This window comes from Rhizobium sp. 21-4511-3d (assembly GCF_053522545.1).
The window spans coordinates 312,317-337,459 of sequence record NZ_JBNWCF010000007.1 but is presented as its reverse complement, the minus strand read 5'-3'; the positions used below and the strand labels follow the sequence as shown (position 1 = coordinate 337,459).

Annotated in this window: 29 protein-coding genes and 1 tRNA gene; 20 read left to right on the top strand and 10 right to left on the bottom strand. The window is 61.6% G+C overall.

All coding sequences use genetic code 11. From position 1 onward, the window contains the following. Nucleotides 1–193: 193 nt before the first annotated feature. The 4 genes from ACQZ5H_RS17965 to ACQZ5H_RS17950 all read right to left on the bottom strand — a co-directional run bounded on the left by ACQZ5H_RS17965 (nucleotide 194) and on the right by ACQZ5H_RS17950 (nucleotide 3,425). Nucleotides 194–700: a hypothetical protein gene (locus ACQZ5H_RS17965; protein WP_449098578.1), complete on the bottom strand. Its 507-nt coding sequence runs from the start codon at nucleotides 698–700 to the stop codon at nucleotides 194–196. Nucleotides 701–747: 47 nt separating this feature from the next. Continuing rightward, nucleotides 748–1,542 carry an HNH endonuclease gene (locus ACQZ5H_RS17960; protein ID WP_449098577.1) on the bottom strand — a complete coding sequence of 265 codons (795 nt, stop codon included), beginning with the start codon at nucleotides 1,540–1,542 and terminating at the stop codon, nucleotides 748–750. A 27-nt stretch (nucleotides 1,543–1,569) separates the two neighbouring features. After that, on the bottom strand, nucleotides 1,570–3,228 hold the full coding sequence (locus ACQZ5H_RS17955) for a tyrosine-type recombinase/integrase (RefSeq protein WP_449098576.1): 1,659 nt from the start codon (nucleotides 3,226–3,228) through the stop codon (nucleotides 1,570–1,572). Nucleotides 3,229–3,338: 110 nt separating this feature from the next. Further along, a tRNA-Leu gene (locus ACQZ5H_RS17950) sits at nucleotides 3,339–3,425 on the bottom strand. A 193-nt stretch (nucleotides 3,426–3,618) separates the two neighbouring features. Here ACQZ5H_RS17950 and ACQZ5H_RS17945 point away from each other — a divergent pair. Beyond that, nucleotides 3,619–4,041 carry a BA14K family protein gene (locus ACQZ5H_RS17945; RefSeq protein ID WP_112713993.1) on the top strand — a complete coding sequence of 141 codons (423 nt, stop codon included), beginning with the start codon at nucleotides 3,619–3,621 and terminating at the stop codon, nucleotides 4,039–4,041. Between the two features lie 3 nt (nucleotides 4,042–4,044). Here ACQZ5H_RS17945 and ACQZ5H_RS17940 read toward each other — a convergent pair whose 3' ends face one another. Then, complete coding sequence (locus ACQZ5H_RS17940) at nucleotides 4,045–4,338, bottom strand: SelT/SelW/SelH family protein (RefSeq protein WP_449098575.1); 294 nt, start codon at nucleotides 4,336–4,338, stop codon at nucleotides 4,045–4,047. A gap of 119 nt (nucleotides 4,339–4,457) precedes the next feature. On the opposite strand from ACQZ5H_RS17940, the gene ACQZ5H_RS17935 reads away from it, so the two are divergent. The 3 genes from ACQZ5H_RS17935 to ACQZ5H_RS17925 are packed head-to-tail and all read left to right on the top strand — an operon-like array spanning nucleotide 4,458 to nucleotide 6,273. Then, nucleotides 4,458–5,204 (top strand): type 1 glutamine amidotransferase, encoded by a 747-nt coding sequence (locus tag ACQZ5H_RS17935; protein WP_449098574.1) that lies wholly within the window; start codon nucleotides 4,458–4,460, stop codon nucleotides 5,202–5,204. A 2-nt stretch (nucleotides 5,205–5,206) separates the two neighbouring features. Then, nucleotides 5,207–5,761, top strand: a complete 555-nt coding sequence (locus tag ACQZ5H_RS17930) for a sugar O-acetyltransferase (RefSeq protein WP_449098573.1) — start codon at nucleotides 5,207–5,209, stop codon at nucleotides 5,759–5,761. A gap of 53 nt (nucleotides 5,762–5,814) precedes the next feature. Then, entirely contained in the window at nucleotides 5,815–6,273 is a 459-nt protein-coding gene (locus ACQZ5H_RS17925; RefSeq protein ID WP_130279309.1) for a GFA family protein, read from the top strand. Here ACQZ5H_RS17925 and ACQZ5H_RS17920 read toward each other — a convergent pair. Continuing rightward, entirely contained in the window at nucleotides 6,270–6,461 is a 192-nt protein-coding gene (locus tag ACQZ5H_RS17920) for a type II toxin-antitoxin system CcdA family antitoxin (protein ID WP_413710783.1), read from the bottom strand. The genes ACQZ5H_RS17925 and ACQZ5H_RS17920 overlap by 4 nt on opposite strands. Nucleotides 6,462–6,595: 134 nt before the next feature. Next, entirely contained in the window at nucleotides 6,596–8,428 is a 1,833-nt protein-coding gene (gene lepA, locus ACQZ5H_RS17915) for a translation elongation factor 4 (RefSeq protein WP_449098572.1), read from the bottom strand. A gap of 129 nt (nucleotides 8,429–8,557) precedes the next feature. On the opposite strand from lepA, the gene ACQZ5H_RS17910 reads away from it, so the two are divergent. The 5 genes from ACQZ5H_RS17910 to ACQZ5H_RS17890 all read left to right on the top strand — a co-directional run bounded on the left by ACQZ5H_RS17910 (nucleotide 8,558) and on the right by ACQZ5H_RS17890 (nucleotide 12,339). Then, nucleotides 8,558–9,127 (top strand): helix-turn-helix domain-containing protein, encoded by a 570-nt coding sequence (locus ACQZ5H_RS17910; protein WP_449098571.1) that lies wholly within the window; start codon nucleotides 8,558–8,560, stop codon nucleotides 9,125–9,127. Between the two features lie 17 nt (nucleotides 9,128–9,144). Next, a complete protein-coding gene (locus tag ACQZ5H_RS17905) occupies nucleotides 9,145–9,666 on the top strand; it encodes an N-acetyltransferase family protein (RefSeq protein ID WP_449098570.1) in 522 nt (173 codons plus the stop codon). Between the two features lie 71 nt (nucleotides 9,667–9,737). Then, nucleotides 9,738–10,763, top strand: a complete 1,026-nt coding sequence (locus ACQZ5H_RS17900; RefSeq protein WP_449098569.1) for a histone deacetylase family protein — start codon at nucleotides 9,738–9,740, stop codon at nucleotides 10,761–10,763. Between the two features lie 5 nt (nucleotides 10,764–10,768). Beyond that, a complete protein-coding gene (recX, locus tag ACQZ5H_RS17895; RefSeq protein WP_449098568.1) occupies nucleotides 10,769–11,323 on the top strand; it encodes a recombination regulator RecX in 555 nt (184 codons plus the stop codon). 122 nt (nucleotides 11,324–11,445) lie between these two features. After that, nucleotides 11,446–12,339 carry an EamA family transporter gene (locus ACQZ5H_RS17890; RefSeq protein ID WP_130279304.1) on the top strand — a complete coding sequence of 298 codons (894 nt, stop codon included), beginning with the start codon at nucleotides 11,446–11,448 and terminating at the stop codon, nucleotides 12,337–12,339. Here the strand turns inward: ACQZ5H_RS17890 and ACQZ5H_RS17885 are convergent, their stop codons facing one another. Beyond that, nucleotides 12,340–12,807 carry a group III truncated hemoglobin gene (locus tag ACQZ5H_RS17885; RefSeq protein ID WP_449098567.1) on the bottom strand — a complete coding sequence of 156 codons (468 nt, stop codon included), beginning with the start codon at nucleotides 12,805–12,807 and terminating at the stop codon, nucleotides 12,340–12,342. Between the two features lie 178 nt (nucleotides 12,808–12,985). On the opposite strand from ACQZ5H_RS17885, the gene mbfA reads away from it, so the two are divergent. Then, entirely contained in the window at nucleotides 12,986–13,969 is a 984-nt protein-coding gene (mbfA, locus tag ACQZ5H_RS17880; protein WP_112713967.1) for an iron exporter MbfA, read from the top strand. Between the two features lie 66 nt (nucleotides 13,970–14,035). Here mbfA and ACQZ5H_RS17875 read toward each other — a convergent pair whose 3' ends face one another. After that, nucleotides 14,036–14,635, bottom strand: coding sequence for a transglutaminase-like cysteine peptidase (locus ACQZ5H_RS17875; protein ID WP_112713965.1), 600 nt, complete (start codon nucleotides 14,633–14,635; stop codon nucleotides 14,036–14,038). A gap of 182 nt (nucleotides 14,636–14,817) precedes the next feature. Then, on the bottom strand, nucleotides 14,818–15,621 hold the full coding sequence (locus ACQZ5H_RS17870; RefSeq protein WP_449098566.1) for an alpha/beta hydrolase: 804 nt from the start codon (nucleotides 15,619–15,621) through the stop codon (nucleotides 14,818–14,820). 170 nt (nucleotides 15,622–15,791) lie between these two features. On the opposite strand from ACQZ5H_RS17870, the gene infC reads away from it, so the two are divergent. The 10 genes from infC to pheT all read left to right on the top strand — a co-directional run bounded on the left by infC (nucleotide 15,792) and on the right by pheT (nucleotide 25,099). After that, nucleotides 15,792–16,328: a translation initiation factor IF-3 gene (infC, locus tag ACQZ5H_RS17865; RefSeq protein WP_112714396.1), complete on the top strand. Its 537-nt coding sequence runs from the start codon at nucleotides 15,792–15,794 to the stop codon at nucleotides 16,326–16,328. 154 nt (nucleotides 16,329–16,482) lie between these two features. Then, nucleotides 16,483–17,037 (top strand): hypothetical protein, encoded by a 555-nt coding sequence (locus tag ACQZ5H_RS17860; protein WP_449098565.1) that lies wholly within the window; start codon nucleotides 16,483–16,485, stop codon nucleotides 17,035–17,037. Between the two features lie 147 nt (nucleotides 17,038–17,184). Then, nucleotides 17,185–17,715: a PepSY domain-containing protein gene (locus ACQZ5H_RS17855; protein WP_449098564.1), complete on the top strand. Its 531-nt coding sequence runs from the start codon at nucleotides 17,185–17,187 to the stop codon at nucleotides 17,713–17,715. Between the two features lie 3 nt (nucleotides 17,716–17,718). Next, on the top strand, nucleotides 17,719–18,384 hold the full coding sequence (locus ACQZ5H_RS17850) for a response regulator transcription factor (RefSeq protein WP_203429767.1): 666 nt from the start codon (nucleotides 17,719–17,721) through the stop codon (nucleotides 18,382–18,384). Then, nucleotides 18,381–19,772, top strand: a complete 1,392-nt coding sequence (locus tag ACQZ5H_RS17845) for an ATP-binding protein (RefSeq protein WP_449098563.1) — start codon at nucleotides 18,381–18,383, stop codon at nucleotides 19,770–19,772. The genes ACQZ5H_RS17850 and ACQZ5H_RS17845 overlap by 4 nt, the downstream gene beginning before the upstream one ends. 197 nt (nucleotides 19,773–19,969) lie before the next feature. Continuing rightward, nucleotides 19,970–20,173: a 50S ribosomal protein L35 gene (rpmI, locus tag ACQZ5H_RS17840; protein WP_056816455.1), complete on the top strand. Its 204-nt coding sequence runs from the start codon at nucleotides 19,970–19,972 to the stop codon at nucleotides 20,171–20,173. Nucleotides 20,174–20,213: 40 nt separating this feature from the next. Continuing rightward, nucleotides 20,214–20,618, top strand: coding sequence for a 50S ribosomal protein L20 (gene rplT, locus ACQZ5H_RS17835; protein ID WP_449098562.1), 405 nt, complete (start codon nucleotides 20,214–20,216; stop codon nucleotides 20,616–20,618). Between the two features lie 99 nt (nucleotides 20,619–20,717). Beyond that, nucleotides 20,718–21,536: a serine/threonine protein phosphatase gene (locus ACQZ5H_RS17830; protein ID WP_449098561.1), complete on the top strand. Its 819-nt coding sequence runs from the start codon at nucleotides 20,718–20,720 to the stop codon at nucleotides 21,534–21,536. 29 nt (nucleotides 21,537–21,565) lie between these two features. Beyond that, on the top strand, nucleotides 21,566–22,648 hold the full coding sequence (gene pheS, locus ACQZ5H_RS17825; protein WP_112713949.1) for a phenylalanine--tRNA ligase subunit alpha: 1,083 nt from the start codon (nucleotides 21,566–21,568) through the stop codon (nucleotides 22,646–22,648). A gap of 15 nt (nucleotides 22,649–22,663) precedes the next feature. Further along, complete coding sequence (gene pheT / locus ACQZ5H_RS17820) at nucleotides 22,664–25,099, top strand: phenylalanine--tRNA ligase subunit beta (RefSeq protein ID WP_449098560.1); 2,436 nt, start codon at nucleotides 22,664–22,666, stop codon at nucleotides 25,097–25,099. Nucleotides 25,100–25,143 lie beyond the last annotated feature (44 nt).

Here is a 25,143-nt window from a genome sequence, read left to right as displayed (position 1 = left end):
TCGCCAACGGCCATCCAAATAGCCAAATCGACGACCTGCTGCCGTGGACCTATGCCGCAAGGCACGAACTCAAAGCCGTGGCCTGAAAACAGCGCTTACGTTGGACCTACTCGCAAGCTTGCTCTAGTGCGAGCGGGATAGGGACCGGAGCATTCAGCCTATCGCGCTCTTAGACCCGGCCCGCTGATGGCATTTAATTATCGTAGTCCGCTCGCTTCAAATCGATTGTCTTGTAACTTTTGCCATCAGTCTCGTCGCCACCTTGCGATCGCGCCTCTGGGGCAGTAGCGGAGCCGACCAGTTCGGAATACAAATGCTGTGCGAACATCGAGCCAGCACCGAGCACGACCCAAAGCGGAACCCCAACGGCGGTGCCCAGCGCAGCAATTCCGGCACTCTGACCCCCAAAGAGGGCCACGCCAACCGCGACACCCCCGATGCCGAATCGCTGTGATTTGGATCTGTCATCCCAGCCTCGCTTTTTGACCTGCTTCGCGATGATCTGGATGACGGGCCAGATGACCTTGCTTTGCGCCGTGACAGTGAGCGCTTGCTTAGCCTTGGAGATGGAGTTTGTCTTGGAGTTTCTGATTGTCAGTAGCTCGGAGAGCCAACTCCTCAATGCTTGATTCTCAGATGGCGTAGCAGCAGTGACCACCGCAAGGGCGACTTGTTTCTGATTTTCGCTGAGATCTTCCAAGTGCCATTCTCCAGAACTGCAGATCGAGTTTTTCCCAAGTCGCGGTGTCAATGCCGGTCCTCTGCTGCATCAGACAGTGCCAAAATTGCCGTCTGAAGTTCAGGGTAGTCCACCAAGCGGCTGATTGCTCGCAAAGTTGCGCGTCGGAACCTTGCTCGATCCGCCCCATGATGGAAGCGCCGGTGACAACTTGGACATACCGCTATCGTGTTGTCCACACTATCTGGGCCACCCTCTCCTAACGGCCGGACGTGATGAACTTCGAGGTATGGCTCCCCATCCTCACGGAGGAACGGCGCAGGCGTATCGCATGCCTCGCAGCGCCCCTCAGCCTTAAAGAGAACCCATGCGATCACATTGGGGTCGCGGACAAAGCGCTGAGACGTACCGGTTACCTTGACGCCGCTTCGTGCATTGGTTGGCGGCGTGCCCTGGATACCCCGAACGATTTTGGTTTTCGCTGATCTCACCCGGACGGCAAGACTCTCGGGATCGGAGGTAGGGGCTTCGAGTGTCTGCTCCCGTCCCCAGATGTCATTGATTATTGCAATCAGCTTTGCGGTGACGGCGGGGCCAACGTTGCGGCGCGGCTGATAGCCACTTAGCAACGGCAAACCCAGACCATCTAGCACGGCCGAAATATTCGACATCCGAAATTCATATGACGGAGCCGATCGATCTGACAAAGGACCGGCTAGCGCCTCATTGCGCTTCGCCGTTTTGTTCACCCGCTGCCCACGGCTCTCTGCCAGCTGCATGTCGCGGTAGGCGGCCACGCATGCTCGCAGTTCGGCGTCAGTCCACCCTGCTGTCTTGGTCTCGGCGACCAAAGGATTGTCCATCGCTACCAAAATCGCCTTCTCGTCGTTCTATAGTTGGAACCGAGGGAAAACCGCCATGGCGTCCACCTTGGTTTTCAAACTTACACTCCCGTAGGCTCGCCCAGTGCTTGCCGGAGCGTGTCCACATATCGCATCCAATACCTTCTCCTGTATGCCTGCCTCAAAGCCCAGGCTCTTGAAGGTGTGTCGCCACCCGTGATTGGGGGCAACGTTTGGATCTTTTACATACTCGCGAGCAAACTCTGCCAGTCGGTTCTTTTTGCTCTGCCAGACACCGAGGAACGATTTGCCCGGCTTGATGGTCATGAAAAGATAGCCGTCAGAAGCCGTCTTAACGAACTCCGTGAATCCCATTTCGATGAGATGAGGATGTAGCGGTACCTCTCGAAACTCCTTGCCCTTTACAGTGCCAGCTTCTGGCGTAAGGGTCATAACCCAAGCACCGGTAGCCGCATCTTCAACGAAGTCTTCCTTACGGAGTTGCACAAGCTCACCAACTCGGGCTCCCGAATAGGCGCATAGCCACGGAATCCAGCGCTTGGCGAAATCGGTCTGATTTGGCTTAGCCTTGCCAATCAGGACGTTGTTGGCGGCCGATAGCAGTGCCTTGGCCTCGGCATTCGTAAAGTCTCTTTCCCTGACCTTCTTCTTCTTTCCCAACTTCAGTACAACGCCGGATGCTGGATTAGCAGTGAGCTTGCGGTTTGCGACCGCCCAATCGAAGACGGATTTGAGAGCCGTCAAGTCGCTGGCCTTTACGGTCTTTGCTGAAGCGGGTTTGCCGGTCTTGGGATTAGGCGTCGAAAGCCGATGGTCTTTGAAGGCGACTACGTCTTCTGGTGTGACCCGCGTTGCATCATCGTGCTTCAAGAACGTGCTGAATGCTTTGAACGTCCTGGTGTAGCTTTCTCGCGTGCTCTCTGACTTCCCAGCAGCCTTGGCCTCAATCCACCACAGGGCAACAAGGCCGGTGAGTGAAACCCTTGCCGTTGAGGCTGGGGCAGCCGTTATCGAAGCGTCTTGCCATTCAGGGTAATTGGGCAGCTTGGGATCGGGAGAATAATCGCCAGTCAGCTTTCTAGCTGCGGTTTTCATCCCATCGGCGACGGCTTGCGGCAGCTTCGCAGTGAGCTGGGCCTTCGATCGCTCGGATAGCGCAGGTATGCCTTTGCTCCTGCCTAGGCGTTCAGACAGTTGATCGAGCCTTTGCCCCCCGGCTGGCTGATCGAAGAAGGTTGGGTCCGTGGAGGCCCGCTCTGCCAACTCTTGCTCGATGCCGTCCCATTCCATCACCAGGTCGGGATCTGTCAGGTGGTCGGTATCTATAGTTCCAGTGTCCGGCGAAACGGTTAGTCGAATGGAAGAATCACTATCCTCGGCCCACGCCGCGTGTACCTCCCCAGCAAGGCTGGCGATCTGCTTCGCCGTTAGGTCTGTGGGTTTCCCTGCGCGGGTATTGGCGAAGAAGTTTTCCACGTAGGCGACAGCCTGAGCTTGCCTAAGGCGAATGGAAGAGGGGTCGGAGGTGCCGAGCGAAAAACGGATGCTCTGCGTGCTGGCGGTGACCGTGAAGGATATAGTCGAATCCCCTACCGGAATGAGCAGTGTCTGCCCCACCAGCATGGGCCCAATGTCGGCCGGTATTCGCTTTACAAAGTAGGCGTTTGAAGAGCCTTTCCCGACCATCGGACTAACCAATCGCAAGCGCATTGTTACTGACCTTTGTTACAAGGTATCCAATGCGCAACTTTTTGGAAAGGCTTAAGTATTTGATCAGGCTAGCGATCAAAATGGAATGGTGCCCAGAAGAGGACTCGAACCTCCACACCCTTTCGGGTACCAGCACCTGAAGCTGGCGCGTCTACCAATTCCGCCATCTGGGCGACGGAGAGCCATGTACGGGGGTGGCCTCCGACTGTCAACTGGCTTTTTGAAGTTTTCCTGACAGTCGGCAAAAAAGATTGTGACGATCCCCGCAGAACCGCATTCACGGCGAACTGATTGCCAGTTTTTCGGCACCTGGATTTTCTTGGAGCGCGCGTTGCCTATATAAAAGTGATGGGAAAGGAATCATCCATGTCCGCTTTGCGCAGTGCCGTGATCGCCTCCATCGCCCTCCTCATGCCGCTTGCTGCCAAGGCAGAGCCGGCATTCGGCCAGCTGTCGGGGCGAGGCCCGGTCGTCAACACGCAGTCGACCTATTGCGACTATCGCGGCTGCTTCGGCTTCGGGCCGCGGCAATGGCACCGCCCGGCCTATGTGCAGCCGAATTACCGGCCGCCGACGGCGAGGGGGCCGACCTATTATCAGCCGAGGACGCAGGCGCGTCCGCAGCTCAGCTATGATCCGCCGCCGATTCGCACCTTGCGCCCCGCCGCCAAGGATCCGCGGATGCATGTCGAGTGGTGCCGCAATCAGTACCGGACCTACAATCCGAAAACCGATCGCTTCGTCACCTATCAGGGCATCTACCGCACCTGTAATTCGCCCTTCGACTGAACCTCAGCTTTCCAGCGAGGCGCGGTCGGTATGGCCGAGATCGCGGCCGGGCTCGATGACGTCGCGCACCCGCTGCTTCAGTTCCTTCGGTCCCGGAAACCCGCCGTCGCGCTTGCGCTCCCAGATCAGGTCGCCGTTGACGCGGATCTCGAAATTGCCGCCGGTTCCGGGAATGAGTGCCACTTCGCCGAGGCTGTCGGTAAAGGTCTGCAGCAGCTCCTGCGCCATCCAGCCGGCGCGCAGCAGCCAGTTGCACTGGGTGCAGTAGAGAATGGTGACGCGGGCCTTTTCAGTCATGGGGAGTTTCCTTTCGCCTTTGCTCCGGTTTAGGAGTTTCGTCAGAAGCGCGCAATCTTGCCGCTTGCATAGCCGGTCGGCGCATGGTCACACTCGGCCATGGAATCGAGGAGAGAATGATGCGGGTTGCCGTCGTCGAGAACATGCCGAACACCCATATCGGCGCGCTGGGCACTGCCCTTGCCGAGGCTGGCGCCGCTATCGACTGGTATCGCCCGTGGAGCGATGGCGCACTGCCGGCCGGCCCGGAGGCCTATGATGCGCTCGTCGTGCTCGGCGGCGAACAGAGCGCCGTCGACGACGCAGACTATCCCTATCTCCCCGCACTCGCCGCCCTGATGCGAAGCTACGGCGACGCTGAAAAATCCGTTCTCGGCATCTGCCTCGGCAGCCAGGTTCTAGCGCGCGGCTATGGCGGAGAAAACATCCTGAACGGCACCCGCGAATTCGGCTGGAAGCCTGTCGACGTGACCGGCGAAGGCCGGGCCGATCCCCTGTTCGAGGATCTCGGAGACGCTTTTCGGATTTTCGAGTGGCATTCCGACACGTTCACGCTGCCCGCCGGTTCCGTGCGGCTGGCATCGACGGAAGCCGTGCCGAACCAGTGCTTCCGGATCGGCAGGGCCGTCTACGGCGCCCAGTTTCATTTCGAGGCGGATTCGTCCGTTGTCGATCGCTGGAATGTTGAGTTTCGCGAGTTGGCCGAGGTGCTCGAGCCCGGCTGGCATGAGCGTTTCCCGCAGACATCGGCCAGATATTCCGCCGATGCCGATCGTGCCGGCCTGGCGCTCGCCCGCGCCTTCGTGCGCACGATCAGGCCGTCTGTTGAGGCGCAGGATGCTGCCGATAGCCGCCTGAGCGCCTGAACATGGCGAGCGAAGCCGAAAAGATGGCGGCGGGCGAATGGTATTGCTGCCTGGATGCCGAGCTCGATGCTCTGCGCGTCGAGACCCGGCGCGCTGTGCATCAGCACAACACGATGCCGCCGGATGAGCGCGGCATGATGGCACCGGCACTCAGGGCGCTCTTCCGCGAGGTCGCGGACAGCGCCTTCATCGAAGCGCCGTTCCACTGCTCCTATGGCATCAATCTCAGCCTCGGCGAGCGCGTCTATCTCAATGCCGGCTGCACCATTCTCGATTCCGGCAGTGTCAGCATCGACGATCGCTCGATGCTTGGCCCCGGCGTGCAGATCTATTGCGCCGACCATCACAGGGATGCCGAGTTGCGCAGCCAGGGCATAGAGATCGCCCGTCCGGTGACGATCGGCCGCGATGTCTGGATCGGCGGCGGCGCGATCATTTTGGGCGGTGTCACGATCGGCGATGGCGCCATTGTCGGCGCGGGTTCCGTCGTGACGAGGGATGTTGCGGCAGGCGCAACCGTCGTCGGAAACCCGGCCCGGCCGGTCAGGCGCGACTAGCGCTGGAAGCGTCGCTTTGCCGGCCTAGATCAGAAAGACAACAGGAGGATAGGATGAGCGAGAACGCGTTGCCCTGGGAGGGCGGTTGCCGTTGCGGCCAGGTGCGGCTGAAGATCAGTGCCAAGCCGCTGCTAACCATGGCCTGTCACTGCACAGGCTGCCAGAAGATGTCGTCGAGCGCCTATTCGCTGAGCGCCGCCGTTCCCACGGAAGGCTTCGAGGTGACCAAGGGCGAACCCGTCATCGGCGGCCTGCACGGCCCGGAGGCCCACCACTATTTCTGCCCGAACTGCATGACCTGGATGTTCACCAGGCCCGAAGGCATGGACTGGTTCGTCAACGTCCGGCCGACCATGCTCGACGATCTCGGCTGGTTCACCCCCTTCATCGAGACCTGGACGAGCGAGAAGCTTGCCTTCGCCGAGACCGGCGCCAGGCATAGCTATCCGGCGCTGCCGGAGATGGATGCCTATGAGGGGTTGGTGAAGGAATATATGGCGCAGGAGATCTAGAACGTGCGGTAGCGCGCCAGTGGTAGTCCGTGCTTCTCGACGTACGCGTTCTCTTCCGCGATCGCCTCTGCATTTTCGATGAGCCAGAGCCGCCTTCGTTCTTCACGAGGAAGCGTTGCATCATCGCTTGTCGCGCGGCTTGCGATTGGTACTTCGTCCGTTTCCGGGTGCTGCTTATCTGTAGCCATGGCACAACTCGAAAACAGAATGGCGCAATCTTGCCTGACCACGAATTTATGCCGCAATCACTGACCGAGCACAACGTGGCGAAACAAAAAGGGAGGCGCGAGCCTCCCCTGTCGCACCCAGCCGAAGCGGATGATTACTCGTCGCCCATCTTGAGTGCAGCGATAAACGCTTCCTGCGGGATTTCCACCTTGCCGAACTGGCGCATGCGCTTCTTGCCTTCCTTCTGCTTTTCCAGAAGTTTGCGCTTGCGGGTGGCGTCGCCGCCGTAGCACTTGGCCGTCACGTCCTTGCGTAGCGCCGAGATCGTCTCGCGTGCAATGACGTTGCCGCCGATCGCGGCCTGGATCGGGATCTTGAACATATGCTTCGGGATCAGGTCCTTCAGCCGCTCGCACATGTCACGGCCGCGCTTTTCAGCGGAGGTGCGGTGAACGAGCATGGAAAGCGCATCGACCGGCTCGCCGTTGACGAGGATCGACAGCTTGACGAGGTTGCCCTCGCGATAGCCTGCCAGATGGTAGTCGAACGAGGCGTAGCCCTTGGAGATCGACTTCAGGCGGTCGTAGAAGTCGAAGACGACTTCGTTGAGCGGCAGCTCATAGGTCACCATGGCGCGCGTGCCGACATAGGTCAGCTCGGTCTGGATGCCGCGGCGGTCCTGGCAGAGCTTCAGGATGCCGCCGAGATAATCGTCGGGCGTCAGGATCGTCGCCTTGATCCAGGGCTCCTGGATTTCCGAGATCTTGACAACGTCGGGCATGTCGGCGGGGTTATGCAGTTCGCGCTCCGAGCCGTCCGTCATCGTCAGCTTGTAGACGACCGACGGAGCGGTGGCGATCAGGTCGAGATTGAACTCGCGCTCCAGGCGTTCCTGGATGATTTCCAGATGCAGCAGGCCGAGGAAGCCGCAGCGGAAGCCGAAGCCGAGAGCCGCGGACGATTCCATTTCGAACGAGAAGGACGCATCGTTGAGGCGCAGCTTGCCCATGGCAGCGCGCAGGTCCTCGAAGTCGGCCGCATCGACCGGGAAGAGACCGCAGAAGACGACCGGCTGTGCCGGCTTGAAGCCCGGCAGCGCCTGCGCCGTTGGGCGCTTGTCTTCGGTAATCGTGTCGCCGACGCGGGTATCGGCCACTTCCTTGATCGAGGCGGTGATGAAGCCGATCTCGCCGGGGCCGAGGCTGTCGACATTGACCATCTTCGGGGTCAGTACGCCGACGCGCTCCACCTGGTATTTGGCATCCGTGCCCATCATGCGGACGGTCTGACCCTTGGTCAGGACGCCGTCGATGACGCGCACCAGAACCATGACGCCGAGATAGGTGTCGTACCAGCTGTCGACGAGCAGCGCCTTCAGCGGTGCCTTCTCGCCGCCCGGGCTCTTCGGCGCCGGCAGCTTTTGGACGATGGCTTCGAGAACGTCGGGGATGCCGAGGCCGGTCTTGGCCGAAATCAGCACGGCTTCCGAAGCGTCGATGCCGATCACTTCCTCGATCTGTTCCTTGATGCGGTCGGGCTCGGCCGCCGGCAGGTCGATCTTGTTGAGGACGGTGACGAGCTCGTGGTTGTTGTCGATCGCCTGATAGACGTTGGCGAGCGTCTGCGCCTCGACGCCCTGCGACGCGTCGACGACGAGCAGCGAACCTTCGCAGGCCGACAGCGAGCGCGAGACTTCGTAGGCGAAGTCGACGTGGCCGGGCGTGTCGATCAGGTTCAGGATATAAGTCTCGCCATCCTTGGCCTTGTAGTGCAGACGCACGGTCTGGGCCTTGATGGTGATGCCGCGCTCGCGCTCGATATCCATGTTGTCCAGAACCTGCTCGGACATCTCGCGCTCGGCAAGTCCGCCCGTCGTCTGGATCAGGCGGTCGGCAAGCGTCGATTTGCCGTGGTCGATATGGGCCACGATCGAGAAATTGCGGATATGGGAAAGCGGAGTCGTCGAATTGGTGCTCATGGGCGCCATATAGCAGCGCCTTCCCTTGTCGCATAGGGGAAAAGCAGGACTTTGTTTAGGATAAGTTGCGCCGCAGAATGCCTCTTGATTCCATCATTAGATCCTGTATTTCTCTTATAGTAGAAATTGGGGGATCGAATGGAAGACGAACTCGAAGCCGCCATCGGCGCCAGGATCCGCAAGCTCCGGCTGGAAAAGGGGCTGACGCTGGATGATCTCGCCACCAGCTCCGGCGTCAGCCGGGCGATGATCTCGCGCATCGAGCGCGCCGAGGCGAGCCCGACTGCATCGCTGCTGGCGCGCGTCTGCGCCGCGCTTGGCCTGTCGCTCTCGACCTTCTTCGCCGGGCAGGACGAAGATGCCTCGCCTCTCGCCCGCCGCCACGAGCAGCAGGTCTGGCGCGATCCGGAGACCGGTTATGTCAGACGCTCCGTCTCGCCGCCCGGCACCGCTTCGGAGGTCGATATCGTCGATGTCGAGTTTCCGCCCGGCGCCCGCGTCAGCTTCCCGCCCCATGCCGCAAGCCATGGCATGACCCAGCATATCTGGGTGTTCGAAGGCGAAATGGAGATGACGGCGGGCGAGAAGGTTCACCGCCTCTTCGCCGGTGACTGCCTCTTCATGCCTGTCGGCGAGGGTCACGTCTTCCACAATCCAACCAGCAAGCCCGCCCGCTATTGCGTCGTGCTCAGCCGCAGCACGCGATGATGTCTCAGGAGAATACCATGTCCGCCATCCGCATCTTGAACGCCACTGAGGCCCGCGCCGCCATTCCCGATCTCTGCGAGGTGCTCGCCGATTGCGTCGAAGGCGGTGCCTCCGTCGGCTTCATGCAGCCCTACACCGCGGCCGATGCGCTGCCCTATTGGCAAGGCGTCGTGGAGTCCGTCGAGGCCGGAGCCAATCTGCTTGCCATCGCCGAAATCGATGGCCGCGTGGTCGGCACCGTCCAGGTCGGCTTCGCCTCCATGCCCAACCAACCGCATCGCGGCGACCTGAAGAAGCTGCTCGTCCACCGCTCCGCTCGCGGCAAGGGCATCGCGCGGCTCTTGATGGAGGCGATCGAACAGGAAGCGGCCCGCCACGGCAAGCATCTGCTGGTGCTCGACACGGCAACCGGCAGCGATGCCGAAGCCATCTACCCCCGCCTCGGCTGGGAACGCGCCGGCGTCATCCCGGATTATGCCCTCTGGCCCGATGGCGGCTACTGCGCCACGACGCTGTTTTACAAACGGGTCGCTGCGTGAGGCGCTGAAGCCATTGACGAATCGGCGCTTCGCCGCGCCTTATCCGGACAACGAACAGGGGATACCGCACGATGCGCGTCATTTATTCCGAAGATCACAAGCTGCGTGACGCGAAGACGGAGCTGCACAATGGGCAGCTGGTCACGCCCTTCGAAGGGCCGTTTCGTGCGGAGTGGATTCTCGATGCCGTGAAGGCTGCGGGTTTTGCCGATGTCGTGGCGCCCGAGCGTCATGGTCTCGAAACCGCGATGAAGGTCCATGACCGCGGCTATCTCGAATTCCTGTCAAAGGCCTGGGACATGTGGAAGGCGACGGGTGCGGCAGGCGAGGCGATCCCGACATCCTTTCCGGTTCGCCGTTCGACGCTCCGGATTCCCAACGATATCGACGCGCTGCTCGGCTATTATGCCAATGCTGCCGAAACGGCGATTACCGACGGTACCTATCAGGCGGCTGTCGCCTCGATGCAATGTGCGGTCACCGGCGCCGACTGGCTGAATGCTGGAAACCGTTTTGCCTTTTCGCTCTGCCGCCCGCCCGGCCATCATGCCGGTATCGATCTCTTCGGCGGCTATTGCTTCATCAACAATGCTGCCGTCGCGGCGCAGCGCCTGCTTGATCTCGGCGCCAAGAAGGTAGCGATCCTCGATGTCGATTTCCATCACGGCAACGGCACGCAGGATATCATCTACCGCCGCGGCGATATATTCTTCGCCTCGCTGCATGGTGAACCGGCCGATGCCTTCCCGTATTTCTGGGGCTATGCCGATGAAACCGGCGAGGGTGCCGGAGAGGGCAGCAATGCCAACTATCCGCTGCCGCGCGGAACGGCCTGGAGCGAATGGGCGGCGGCTCTTGCGGATTCGCTGACACGCATCAAGGCTTTCGGCGCCGAAGCCATCGTCGTGTCGCTCGGTGTCGATACGTTCGAGCGCGATCCGATTTCCTTCTTCAAGCTGAATTCCGATGACTTCACCCGCATGGGCGCGATGATCGCCGCATCCGGTCTGCCGGTGCTGACCTGCATGGAGGGGGGCTATGGCGTGCCCGAGATCGGCCTCAACGTCGCCAATGTCTTGAAGGGCCTGGAGGCTTAGCCGGCTTGGACGAGGAAACGCCAGCATCCGATATTCCGACGCCGCGCATGTTTTCATGGGCGCGCAATTCGGCGATCTATCGGCTCGAACGGCGCATGCATACGGAAAAGCAGCTTTACGACGCGATCGCCCGAAAGGCGCGCGAGAAGTTCGAGGATATCAGCGAGGCGCAGGTCAAGGCGCTCGCCGATTCCGCCGTCAATTTCGCCTATGACAACAAGGCGATCGACGACACCGCCTATGCCGAGATCGGAACGCGCTCCGGCATGCGCAGCGGCAAGTCGAAGCGCGCCATCGCCCAGAAGCTGTCGCAGAAAGGCGTCGCCAAGGCGACGGTGGCGGCGGCCGTAGCCGAAGCCGACGATTTCTACGCAGCGCTGGTTCTCGCCCGCAAACGCGCCTTCGGGCCATTCCGCAAATGCGAGCTCGACGAGAAGCGCCAGACGAAGGAACTCTCGGCTTTCGCCCGCGCCGGCTTCAGTTTCGAGCTCGGCAAGCGGATTTTCGCCATGCAGCGGGAAGAGGCCGAGGAAGCGCTCGACGAACGGCGCCACCTCTAGGACCGATCGACATTCAGTCGATTGGCCCTAGCCATCAAGTCCGCTGACCCTTTCCATCAGAAGTTTGAATTTGTCCCGCGCGCCCCATCGCCGTAAGCAGGGCGCAAATCGGGAGAGGGATCATGGGCGCACAGCCTGACAATACGGTGGTGAATGGCGGCGAGGCGGCTCCGTCATCGGGAAGCGTCGCATCGGGCGCTCTGATGTGCCTGCTCTCCATGTCGTCGATCCAGTTCGGTGCAGCCCTTTCCGCGCCTGCAATCGCCGCCTACGGCCCGGCCGGTGCGTCTTGGCTGCGTCTGGTCTTTGCGGCGTTGATCCTCGCGCTGGTCGTCCGTCCGCCGGTTCTCAGATATAGCCGCGAACAGTGGATCAGTGCGCTCGTCCTCGGCACGACGACGGCGCTGATGACCATATCCTTTTTCGCCTCGATCCAGCGCATCCCGCTCGGCCTTGCCGTGGCGATCGATTTTCTGGGGCCTCTCTCGGTGGCAACCTTCGGCTACGGGCTGACGCGCCGCCTGATCTGGCCGGTCATTGCGGCCGCGGGCGTTCTGTTTCTGGCTTATGACGGCGAGGGCTGGGTGGGCAACCTGCCCGGCGTCCTCTTCGCCGCCGGGGCCGGAACGGGCTGGGCGATCTATATCCTGCTGACGAAAAAGGTCGGCGCCGCCTTTAAGGGGCTGGAGGGACTGTCGATGTCTCTCCTTGTTGCCGCCGTCGTCGCAACGCCGTTCGGTTTCATGGGTGCCGTGCCAAAGCTCGACGGCTTCGGGTTGATCGAGATGGCAGGCCTCGCCATCCTCGTGCCGCTGCTGCCCTATACGCTTGAAATGATCGCGCTGCGGCGCATGCCCACGGCGTCCTTCGGCATTCTGATGAGCCTCGAGCCGGCGATTGGCGCCTTGGCAGGCTTTATCATCCTGATGCAGCCGATGACGCTGCTGCAGATGATGGGAACGGCGCTCGTCGTTGCCGCAAGCGCCGGCGCCACCTTCATGTCGGCCAAGAGCTGATCAGGCCCGTTTCAGGCTCGGATCGTCGATCGCCGGATTGTAGAACAGCGACAGCGTCAAGCTGCGCGCGATGCGCTCGGCCGTCGCCATGAACCAGGCCTTCGCCTCCGGGTTCGGAGCGATATCGTCGAGCGTCGCGGAAAACAGCGCCAGCCATTTCGGAAAGAGCTCCGGCGTCAGGTTGGCGACGCCCACATGCGCCTGTACAGGCTTTCCGCCGTAAGCGCCGCTGCGGAAGGCGACCGAGGACCAGAAGCTCTTCATCCTTTCCATATGCTCCGGCCAGCGGCCGGAAAGCCGCGCGTCGAACACCGGCCCGAGTTCCGGATGCTCCAGAACACGGCCATAGAACGTATCGACCAGCTTGCTGACGAAGGCCTCGTCGATACCGATCGCCTTCATATCCGCTTCCGCGCGCTCGCGGATTGCCGCGACATGTGCAGCGCGGCCCTGCAATTCATTGCTCATCTCAGAAACCACCCCGGCTCTGCCGCATCTGCGGCGCCCTTCATATAGGCGTTGCAACCGCGAGACTAAAGCAGGGAAGGCCCGGTTGCGGCAATCTGTCAAATCCCGCCCCTCCAGCCTTGACCGGTGGGTCGTAGCACTTTAGATTTAGAATAATTCTAAGTTATGGAGCATTGCCATGTTGGCGCGCCTTTTCAGATCGCAGAAGCGTTCTTTTAAATCATTGTCGGAACAGGAAATTCTGGCACTCGCCATCGCCTCGGAAGAAGACGATGCCCGCATCTATCTCGCCTATGCCGACCAGCTGAAGGATCAGTTTCCCGCCAGCGCCAAGGTTTTCGAGGATATGGCCGAGGTCGAGAGTACTCATCGCAAGTCGCTGATTGAGATCCACCGCCAGCGTTTCGGCGAGCGTATCCCGCTGATCCGCCGCGAGCACGTGCAGGGCTTCTACGATCGCAAGCCCGACTGGTTGCGCAAGAACCTGACACTTGATGCCATGCGCCAGGAAACCGAGGCGATGGAAGAGCAGGCCTACCGCTTCTACGTCGAGGCGGCAAAGCAGACATCGGATGCCTCGACGCGCCAGCTTCTCGGCGATCTCGCCCTGGCCGAACAGGGCCACGAAGACATCGCCCGCATGCTCGGCGACAAGCACACGCCCGACAGCGTCAAGGAAGAGGAAAACGAGGGCGCCCGCCGCCAGTTCGTGCTGACCTATGTGCAGCCCGGTCTTGCCGGCCTGATGGACGGCTCGGTCTCGACGCTGGCGCCAATCTTCGCAGCCGCCTTCGCGACGCAGGATACCTGGCAGACCTTCCTGGTCGGTCTCTCGGCCTCCGTCGGCGCCGGTATCTCGATGGGCTTTACCGAAGCGGCGCATGACGACGGCAAGATTTCCGGCCGCGGCTCGCCGATCAAGCGCGGCCTGGCCTGCGGCATCATGACGGCGCTCGGCGGTCTCGGCCACGCGCTGCCTTATCTGATCCCGCATTTCTGGACCGCGACCATCACCGCTGCCGTCGTCGTCTTCTTCGAGCTCTGGGCAATCGCCTTCATCCAGAACAAGTATATGGAAACGCCGTTCCTGAGGGCCGCCTTCCAGGTCGTCGTCGGTGGCGGCCTCGTGCTCGGTGCCGGCATCCTGATCGGCAATGGCTGAACGAACTAAACCCTGAAACGAAAAAAAGGCCGGCAAATGCCGGCCTTTTTGCTGAAATCGGTCTGCTTACTGCAGGGCGCCGACGAGAACGTCGCGGCCGTTCTCGATGGTGACCCAGCGCCCGGCATTGTAGCTCGACTGGCGCTTGATGAAGGAATAGTTGGTGTCGAACCACGGCTTCACATTGGTCGCCAGGTTGTCGAGGATGAAGTCGCCTTCGGTCGTCCGCAGCGTCAGCACGGCATGGCCTTCGCCGTCAGGCTTGCGCACGACGGTCATCAGAAGGTTTGCAGGCGAGAAGCCGCGCTGGATCAGGATGCGGCGCTTCAGCAGCGCATAGTCTTCGCAGTCGCCGGCCGTCGTCGGATAGGCCCAGACCTCGTCCTTGCCGTAGATTTCCTTGTCGGTCATCGGCTTGATCGTGGTGTTGACGGTCGTGTTGACGGAGCGCACCAGCGTCCACTGGTCGGGCGTCATCTGCATGGTCGCCGTATTGCGGTTCGGGCCGCATTCGTCACGATGAATCTGACAGAAATCGTAATGACCGATTGGCTGCGATGTCGCTCCACCCGTCACCATGGACAGGTTGGAAGTCGAAGCCGGCAAGGCGGCCGAAGACATCGCTAGCATGGCCATCATGGCCACGAGGTAACCCTTGATACGCACGCCCGTATTCCCTGCATCGCCCTTGTATTTATTAACAAAGAGTTAACGGGGAGGGGGCTCAGGAGTCAATCGTTACTTCTTGGTAGGGAATTACAACTCTCGGACATGGTTAAAATGCCACAGAAGGCGGGCTTGCGTGGCGCTCTCTCAACCGGAGATACTATTAGAACGTTCGAACGGACCTATTGACGGACGAGCGCCGTCACTGCGGCGAGCATCCGCTCGATATCCTGCGGCCGCGAAAGGCGGTGATCGCCATCGCGCACGAAGGTCAGCACCACATCGTCGGACGGCAGGTGCTCGATCAGTTTCATCGCATGCGCATAGGGCACATCCGGGTCCTTCATGCCCTGCAGGATATGCACTGGGCATCCCGTTTCGATGATCCCCGTCAGCACCTGGTTGGCGCGCCCGTCGTCGATCAGCGCCCGCGTATAGATATTGGGCTCGGGGCTGTATTCCGACTTCTCTTCGAAATAGCCGCGCTCTTCCAGCGAAGCCCGTTCCTTCTTTGTCAGGTGCGGCTCGATCAGCTCGGAGGTGAAGTCGGGGGCGGGGGCGATCAGCACCATGCCGTCGAGCTTCGGTCCATCGGCATGCTTGCCGAGTTCCTGCGCCAGCCGCAGGGCGATCCAGCCGCCCATCGACGAACCGACGACGATGATGCGTTTCGGATTGGCATGATGGACGACGGCCAGCGCCTCCTCGAGCCAGCGCGAGATCGTGCCGTCCCGGAATTCGCCGCCGGAAAGCCCGTGCCCCGAATAGTCGAGACGCAGGCAGGCCAGGCCCATTTCGGCCGCCAGGCGGTCGAGTTCGATCGCCTTCGTGCCGCTCATGTCGGAACGGTAACCGGAGAGCCAGACGAGCGTCGGAGCACCTTGGGCGCGGCTTGCTTCACGCAGGATGAACGCAATCTGGCGGCTCGCATCGCCGTCGCCGACGGAGAGAAACTGCGGGTCGGGGGCGTTTTGCATCTCGGACATGGCGGAACTCCTATCGTTTGAGCCTATAAAACAGATTCTTGACAGGCTGACAGCAGGTGATTTTTCCGCTAAAGCGTGCTACTGACTCCGTTGCAGCGATAACGAGACCCCGTTTGTGCCCCCGTGGGAGTACGAGCTGCAACATTCAACAACTCGAGGAGAGTACGACCATTCGCAGACCCTTTAAAGCCGACGCGCCCGTTAAGGAAGGGCCGCGCTCGAACCGGGAAATTCGCATACCCCGTGTTCAGCTGATTGACGCAGAAGGACAGAACCTGGGCATCGTGCCCACCGATCAGGCCCTGAAGATGGCTGAAGAAGCCGGTCTCGACCTGGTGGAAATTTCCCCCAATGCCGAACCGCCTGTGTGCAAGATCCTCGATCTGGGCAAGCTGAAATACGCGAACCAGAAGAAGGCCGCCGAGGCGCGCAAGAAGCAGAAGATCGTCGAAGTCAAAGAAATCAAGATGCGCCCGAACATCGACACCCATGACTATGAGGTGAAGATGAAGGCGATGGGCCGCTTCTTCGAAGAAGGCGACAAGGTCAAGGTGACACTGAAGTTCCGTGGCCGCGAAATGGCTCACCAGGAACTCGGCATGAAGCTGCTTCAGCAGGTAAAGGCCGACACGACCGAATTCGCCAAGGTCGAAGCCGAGCCCAAGCTCGAAGGCCGCCAGATGATGATGGTGCTCGCGCCCAAGTGAGCGCGGTCCATCAGGATGCATCGAAGCCGTCCGCAAGGGCGGCTTTTGTGTTTTTGGGGCTTTCTGACAGAACGCTGACAGAAGCGCTCAGCGCGCTGTCAGCGTCGCAATGCCATTCTCCTTCCATCGAAACACGGATGGAAAGGAAACGATCATGGCCCTTCGTCTTAAAGAGATCATGATGGTGTCAGCCGCGGCGCTGGCACTGGCCGCTGCTTTGCCTGCCTTGCAGCCTGCCGGATCTTCGCTCCTCTCGTCCGCCGCCTATGCCCGCGGCGGCCATGACGGTGGCAGCGGCAGTTCCGGCCGCGGCGGCAGCGACGATTCCGGCGGAGACGATCATGGCGGCAGCAGCGGCAGTAATAGCGGCCATGGCCGTGGCAACGATGACTCCGGCGCCGACGACAATGGTGGCGACCGCCATGGCGGCCGGTCGGCTGCCGCCGGCACCGATGACAACGGCCGCCGCGGCCGCGACAATGATGGCAGCGATCGTCCCCGCGTCACCCTTTCCGTCTCAGCAACCAGCCTTCAGGGCCTGCTGAATGGCTCGCTAATCGCCGTTGACCAGCTGGGACGCCGGCTGGAAGTCGAGGTCGAAAACGAACACGGCGTTCAGACCGTCGAAGTGAAACCGCATCGCTCCGATGCCATCCGTAATCCCGGTCCGATCACGGATGTCTCCATCAGGCCCGCGGCAACGCCGTAAATGCCTGGTTCTTCCGCCCGCCCCGGAAGATCGATGCTCCGCCGCTTGCCGGCGGAGCATCAGCCGTTTGCAGATGGCGACAAGCGCCCTTGTGCGGGAGGGGCGAAGCGTTCAGTTTATCAGCCGTACATGAGGTCCGGACCAAGAATGTATTTCACCCGCCGCAGATTGACCGCTCTCTTGCTGTCGGCCGCCGTCCTCCTGGCGGCCTCTGCGCCTGCCTATGAGGTAGCCGCGAAAGATGGCGGCAGTGACAGTTCGGGCAGCGGCAGCTCTGGCAGCAGCGGATCGAGCGGCTCTTCCGGCTCGGGCTCGAATTCAGGCTCCGGCAGCTCCGGTCATGATGGCGGCGATGATCACAGCGGCCATGGCGGGGGCGATGACGACGGCGGCGGAGATGATCACGGCGGCAGCGGAAGCAGCGGTAGTGGCGGCAGCTCCGGCTCTGGCCGGTCCGATTATGACCGCGCCCGCGACGCCGTTCGCGAGGGCCGCATCCTGCCCCTCAAGTCGCTGCTGCAGAAGATCGACGCCCGCCGCTATGGCCGCGTCATCGATGTCAGCCTCAGCCGCTCGCTGTTCAGCGACGTCTATCAGCTGAAGTTTCGGGACGGCAGAGGCACTATCCGAACGCTGCGTGTCGATGCCCGCAGCGGCGAAGTGATCGGGGACAAGTGACCGATGAAAATCCTGCTTGCCGAAGACGACGCCAATATCGCTGTCCACCTTGCCGAAACCTTTGGCCGCGAGGGTTACCTCGTCGAGACGCTGAGCTCCGGCCCCGAAATATGGGAGCAGGGCGAAACCGGTGACTATGCAGCGATCGTGCTCGATCTCGGTCTGCCCGGCATGGATGGTTTGTCGATCCTCAAGCGCTGGCGGGCGAATGGCGTGGAAACGCCGGTTCTCGTGCTGACGGCTCGCGGCTCCTGGATGGAGCGCGTCGACGGTTTCGATGCCGGAGCCGACGATTATCTGCCCAAGCCTTTCCGCAGCGAGGAGCTGCTTGCACGTCTCCGCGCCCTGTTGCGGCGTGCCGGCCGCGTGCAGCCGCGGGTGAAATCCGCGGACCGTTTCACACTTGATGAACAGGCCCGCCGCGTCACCTTTGATGGCCGCGAACTGGATCTCAGCCCCCTCGAATATCGCATGGTCTCGCTGTTCATTGACCGGCCGGGCGCTGTGCTCACCCCTGCCGAGCTCGCCAGCCAGGTCCAGGGCCGCGACGACGATGCCGCCAAGAATGCCGTGGAGGCGATGGTGGCGCGGCTGCGCAAGAAGACCGATAGCAACGCCATAGAGACGCGCCGCGGCTTCGGCTACGTCCTGCCGGGAAAAGCGCGATGACGAAGTCGCTGCGCTTCCGTCTCGCTGCAGGAGCCCTTGTCGCCATTGCGGTTGCCCTTGCGCTGGTCTGGTTCGTGCTCGGCCATCTCTTCGAGGATTATCTGGCCGACCAGTATGCCAATGAGATGGCCGCGGTTTCCGATGCGCTCGGCGCCCGCCTTGCGATCGAAAACGGCGCGCTCTCATTGGTGAGCGAGCCCTCCGATCCGCGCTTTCAGACGCCGGCGGGTGGTCGCTACTGGCAGATAACGCCTGATGATCCCGGTGCGTCGCCCTTGAGATCGCGATCGCTGTGGGATGAAGAACTGACCACGGCTAGCCTTTCCAAGGATCTCTATTGCGGCTTCCACGAAGCCGAGGGACCGGATGGCGCGACGATCCTGGTGACGGTGAAGGCAATGTCGGTGGGCGAGGGCGATGCCCGCAAGAGCTTCACTATCTACACCGCCTTCTCGAAAGACGAGATGGAGAGCTCGCTCTCGAATTATCACCGTCCGCTTCAGCTGATGTTGGCCGCGACCGGTCTGCTGCTGCTCGCAGCCGCTTTCCTGCAGGGTCTGATCGGCCTGAAGCCGCTGGTGCGGCTGCGCAATGAAGTCGCAAATATCCGTGCCGGCCGCAGCGCTCACATTGGCTCCGAGGGGCCGAGCGAGGTCCGCCCGCTCGTCAACGAAATCAATCTGCTGCTTGCCGAACGCGAAACCGCCGTCGAACGTGCCCGCTCCCGGGCAAGCGACTTGGCGCATGGATTGAAGACGCCGCTGACGGTGCTCTCGCATCTCGTGGAAAGCCTGCCCGAGGATAAGAGGGATACGGCCCTGCAGCAGATCGAGCTCGTCCGCCAGCGCGCCGACCGCCAGCTGCAGGCAGCGCGCATGGGTGTCGAGCGGATGGCGACGACTTCGCTTCTCGGCATTTCAGGAAAGCTTGTCAGTGTTCTTTCACCGGTTACCGACGGTAAGGGGATCGGCTGGAAAGTCGATATCGATCCCACTCTGACGATCGAGGCGGACCCCGCGGATGTGGCCGAGGCGATGGGCAATATTCTCGACAATGCCGTCCGCTTCGCCCGCTCGCGCATCGATGTTTCCGCGGCAAAGGAGGGCGAAGCCATCATCCTCCGCGTCGGCGACGATGGCCCTGGTGCCGCACCCGAAAACTATGCGATGATGCTGAAGCGCGGCGTCAGCGTAGATGACGCCCATGCCGGCTCGGGCCTCGGGCTTGCCATATCGGGCGATATCGCCGAAGCCTATGGCGGCAAGATCGTCCTGTCCCGGTCTGATCTCGGCGGCTTGGAAGTGGCGCTAGCCCTGCCTGCGCCGAAGAATTTGGCCCCGGCAACCGAAGCGCAAGATTCCGCAGGCCGCCCCGTTGCACTTTCATGACACTGCGGGTATAAGCGCGCGTCCGAACTGACCGGCAGGGCATGCCGTGGCAGTTTCGAATGCTTGCGGACAGGTTTCGTCACCGGTGCCGCAGATCAACAACAAACGCTCCCGCACCTTGTTGCGACGGCCGGTTTCCGGGCATCGCTTGAGGGTTTCTTTGAAATACGCAGGGAGGACAGAAACGGAGTAGCAAAATGCCCAAGATGAAGACGAAGTCTGCTGCCAAGAAGCGGTTCAAGATCACCGCAACTGGCAAGGTCAAGGCTGCCGCTGCTGGCAAGCGCCATGGCATGATCAAGCGTAGCAACAAGTTCATTCGCGATGCACGTGGCACGATGGTTCTGGCTGAACCCGATGGCCGCAAGGTCGTGAAGAACTACCTGCCGAACGGTCTCTAAGACTATTCCGCGAACGCTTTAGATTTAAGGAGATCATGAAATGGCACGTGTAAAAAGAGGCGTTACCGCCCATGCCAAGCACAAGAAGGTTCTGAAGGCAGCAAAGGGCTTTTACGGCCGCCGCAAGAACACCATCCGTACCGCAAAGGCTGCCGTTGATCGCGCCAAGCAGTACGCTTACCGCGACCGCAAGGTCAACAAGCGCAACTTCCGTGCGCTCTGGATTCAGCGTATCAACGCTGCTGTCCGCGAATTCGGCCTGACCTACGGCCGCTTCATCGACGGCCTGAACAAGGCTGGCATCGAAGTTGACCGTAAGGTTCTCTCCGATATAGCAATCCATGAGCCGGAAGCATTCGGCGCGCTCGTCAAGGCCTCCAAGAAGGCCCTCGAGTACCTCAAGGAAGCCGGTACCACGAACGAGTTTGAAGCGACGGTCAAGTAAGCCGGCGCTATCGAACCTCAGTTTCGATGTTTTCAAACCCGCGCTGGCTAGCTGGCGCGGGTTTTTATTTGTGGTTATGACAGCGGGAGTCGCGGGAACGTGGCAGATGCGATCGACAATCTGAAAGCCGGAAGCGGCCTGAGCGAGGAGGACATCCCGGTCCTGCTCGCCGCCCTGCTGTCTGGCTCGACGAGGGTCGAGCGTGTTCCACTCTCGCAGGGCGCCGTCTGGATCAAGCGCTACGGTACGGAGCGCTCCTCGCGCTGGATCGTGCTGCAGCGGATGATCGCCAACCTGATCGGTGCGCCGTTCCTGCGCCCGTCCCCTGCGCTTCCCGACGAGGCGATGGCCGAGCGCGAGGTGCGCCGCGGCGCGCAGTTTGCAGCCAGCGACGTCCCGACCGCGCCGCTCATCTATGCGTCCGGTTCGGCTGTGGTTCTGGGCGATGTCGGCCTGACTGTCGGCCAGCAGCTGAGGCAGCTCGGTCGCGAGGAGGCCGAAGCCCACGACCAGATTCTTGTTCTTTGTGCTGAGGAGCTTGGCCGCCTGCATCAGAAGGGTCTCTGTCACGGCCGCCCATTCCCACGCGACATGTTCATAAAGGATGGCCGCATCGGTTTTCTCGATTTCGAGGAAGAGCCGGACACCGTCATGCCGCTCGCGGTTGCGCAGGCACGTGACGTCTGGCTACTCTTTCTCCAGCTCGCCAGCCGCGCCCGTCTCGGCAAGAAGACCCACGATCGCGCCTTCGAGGCATGGTCCGCTGCTGCTCCGGCCGCCGCCGTTGCCGAGTTGCGCAAACTCACCGGATTTCTGGGCGCCTTTTTATGGTTAGCCCGGTTGATTGGCCGCGTTCACATGGGTAGTGATCTGCGGCAGTTCATCATGGCCACCAGCTATTTGAAACACGCTTCCTGAAGCAATTGACGCCCGCAAGGCAGGAAAAGATGACCGAACTCGAAACTCTGGAAAAGCAACTCCTGGCCGATGTCGCCGCCGCCGCGGACGAGCCTGCTATCGAAGCGGTGCGCGTTGCAGCGCTCGGCAAGAAGGGCTCCGTCTCCGAGCTCCTGAAGACGCTCGGCACCATGTCGCCGGAAGAGCGCCAGACGCGCGGCGCCGCCATCAACGCGCTGAAGACCGTTGTGACCGACGCGATCACCAGCCGCAAGGCGGACCTGAAGCGCGTGGCGATCGACGCCCGCCTGAAGGCCGAGACGGTCGACGTCAGCCTGCCGGTCCGTTCCTCGCCCGCCGAGCGCGGCCGCATCCATCCGATCAGCCAGATCGTTGATGAAATCACCGCGATCTTTGGCGACATGGGCTTCTCGATCGCCGAAGGGCCGGATGTCGAAACCGACTATTACAATTTCACGGCCCTGAACTTCCCTGAGGGCCATCCGGCCCGCGAGATGCACGACACCTTCTTCTTCAATCCGGATGAGAAGGGCGAGCGCAAGGTTCTGCGCACGCATACCTCGCCGGTGCAGGTGCGCACCATGGAAGCGCAGAAGCCGCCGATCCGTATCATCATCCCGGGCAAGACCTATCGCCAGGACTCCGACGCCACGCACTCGCCGATGTTCCATCAGGTCGAGGGTCTGGTCATCGACAAGAAGGCGAATGTCGCCAACATCCGCTGGGTGCTCGAAGAATTCTGCAAGGCCTTCTTCGAGGTCGACAGCGTGACGATGCGTTTCCGCCCGTCCTTCTTCCCGTTCACGGAACCGTCCTTCGAAGTCGACATTCAGTGCGACCGCTCTGGCCCGATCGTCAAGTTCGGCGAAGGCACCGACTGGATGGAAATCCTCGGCTGCGGTATGGTCCACCCGAACGTGCTGCGCTATGGCGGCCTCGATCCGGACGAATATCAGGGCTTTGCCTGGGGCATGGGCCTCGATCGCATCGCCATGCTGAAATACGGCATGCCGGACCTGCGCGACTTCTTCAATGCCGATGTCCGCTGGATGAACCACTATGGCTTCCGCCCGCTCGACATGCCGACGCTGTTCGGCGGTCTGAGCGCGTAAGGGAGGATTGGACCTATGAAATTCACGCTCTCCTGGCTCAAGGATCATCTGGAAACGGATGCCACGCTCGATGAAATCTGCACCCGCCTGACGGAAATCGGCCTTGAGGTCGAGGATGTCGATGACAAGGCGGCTTACAAGCCCTTCGTCATCGCCAGGGTTCTGTCGGCTGAAAAGCATCCGGAAGCCGATCGCCTGAAGGTGCTGTCGGTCGATGCCGGCCCTGACGTCAACGGCGGCAAGCCGCTGCAGATCGTCTGCGGTGCGCCGAATGCGCGCGCCGGTCTCGTCGGCGCGCTGGCACGGCCGGGAGATTATGTCCCCGGCATCGACGTGACGCTCGGCGTCGGCAAGATCCGTGGCGTCGAAAGCCATGGCATGATGTGCTCCGAAAAGGAGCTCAACATGTCCGACGATCACGACGGCATCATCGATCTGCCTGCGGATGCGCCGGTCGGAACCTCCTTCGCCGCTTACGCCCATCTCGATGATCCGGTTATCGAGATCAATCTCACGCCGAACCGTCCGGACTGCACCTCGATCTACGGCATCGCCCGCGATCTGGCCGCCTCAGGCCTCGGCACGCTGAAGACCCGCCCCGCGCCGTCTTTCGCGGTCGAAGGTGAGACGCCGGTCAAGCTGACGCTCGATCTCGATGACGAGAAGCTCTGCCCGGGCTTCGGCCTGCGCGTCGTGCGTGGCGTGAAGAATGGCCCAAGCCCCAAGTGGATGCAGCAGCGGCTGCTCGCTATCGGCCTGCGTCCGATCAATTCGCTCGTCGATATCACCAACTACATGACCTTCGACCAGGGCCGTCCGATGCACGTCTTCGACGCCGCCAAGGTCAAAGGCAACCTGACGGTCCGCCGCGCCAAGGATGGCGAGACGGTGCTGGCGCTCGACCAGCGCGAATACAAGCTCGGCAGCAACAACGTCGTTATCGCCGATGAAAACGGCGTCGAGTCGATTGGCGGCATCATGGGTGGCGAACATTCCGGTTGCGACGAGAACACCGTCGACGTGCTGATCGAATCCGCGCTCTGGGATCCGATGAACATCGCGAAGTCCGGCCGCGGCCTCGGCATCATCACAGATGCCCGTTACCGCTTTGAGCGCGGCGTCGACCCGGAATACATGATCCCGGGTCTCGAACGCACCACCGAACTGGTGCTCGAACTCTGCGGTGGTAAGCCGGCTAAGGCTGAAGTCGTGGGCTATAAGGGTTACCAGCCGAAGGTGGTCGATTTCCCCTATGCGGAGGTCAAGCGCCTGACCGGCCTGGAAGTCTCGACCGAGGAAAGCAACGCTATACTGACCCGCCTTGGCTTCCAGGTTTCGGGTTCCGGCGAGCGCGTTTCGGTTGCCGTTCCCTCGTGGCGTCCTGACGTCGATGGCAAGGCCGATCTCGTCGAGGAAATCATGCGCATCCACGGCGTCGACAAGATCAAGCCGGCACCGCTGGAAAGCCACGCGGCGGTCAACGGCCGCATCCTGACGACGCTGCAGATCCGCACCCGCGTTGCCAAGCGGGCGCTCGCTTCGCGCGGCATGCTGGAAGCAGTCACCTGGTCCTTCATTTCCGAAGATCAGGCGAAGCTCTTCGGCGGCGGATTGCCGGCGCTGAAGCTCGCCAATCCGATCGCTGCCGAAATGTCCGACATGCGCCCCTCGCTGCTGCCGGGCCTGCTGACCGCTGCCCAGCGCAATGCCGACAAGGGCTATGGCGACGTCGCGATCTTCGAAGTCTCCGGCACCTATGAAAACGACCGGCCGGAAGGCCAGCGCCGTGTTGCCGGCGGTATCCGCCGCGGCACGGCAACGATGGCCGGTGCCGGCCGCATGTGGTCTAACGCTTCGAAGGGTGGCGGCAAGCCGGTCGACGTTTTCGAGGCCAAGGCCGATGCGCTCGCCGTGATCGAAGCCTGCGGCCTGCCGATGGGCAATATCCAGATCGAGCAGGGCGGCCCCGAATGGTATCACCCGGGCCGTTCCGGCACGGTCAAGATGGGTCCGAAGGTCGTTCTCGGCTATTTCGGCGAGTTCCATCCCTCGACGCTCGAAGCGCTCGATGTCTCCGGCGCCCTCTGCGGCTTCGAAGTCTATGTCGATGCCATGCCCGAGCCGAAGAAGAAGGCGACGCGCACCAAGCCGGCGCTGGAGCTTTCGGCCTTCCAGGCGGTGAAGCGCGATTTCGCTTTCGTCGTCGACAAGTCGGTGGAAGCCGGCGCGATCCTGAAGGCCGCAAGCGGCGTCGACCGCAAGCTGATCACCGGCGTCAACGTCTTCGACATCTTCGAAGGCGCCTCGCTGGGTGAGGGCAAGAAGTCTGTGGCGATCGAAGTTCAGATCCAGCCGGTCGAGCGTACGCTGACCGACGAGGATTTCGAGGCGCTGACGCAGAAGATCATCGCCAGCGTGACAAAGTTCACCGGTGGCGTGCTTCGCAGCTAAGACCATCAGAACGGAAAAGAAAAACCCGCGCTCGCCGCGGGTTT